Source organism: Rhizobium sp. SVR5-9E, assembly GCF_056755095.1.
Map to the genome: position 1 here is coordinate 1 of NZ_JBNDHS010000458.1, position 266 is coordinate 266.

1 protein-coding gene is annotated in these 266 nt (G+C 45.1%); it reads right to left on the reverse strand.

Going from position 1 to position 266, the window contains the following annotated elements; all coding sequences use genetic code 11:
* A partial coding sequence (locus ACPYOJ_RS35610) for a DUF8202 domain-containing protein (RefSeq protein ID WP_481420424.1) occupies window positions 1-266 on the reverse strand: 266 nt, incomplete at both ends.

The following is a 266-nucleotide window of genomic DNA, read 5'->3' on the forward strand; positions in this document are numbered from 1 at the left end:
GTATAAACACCTCCAGGTGCTTCTACAAATGTGGCAAATGTGAAGTAATTGCCGTCAGGAATCTGCGTTCCGAGCGTTGTAACCCCTCCTGAAAGCGGAACATACCCTATTACTCCTGAAGAGAATGTAGGATCTGCGCTGTACACCAGGTAGGTAGCTTTGCTGTTACTCGTTTTGATGTACACATCCTGGGCGGTTCCGGTTTTCTTTACCTTCCATACACGATTCATCAAGGCATTCAGGTTATTGCTTAATCCTGATTTTAC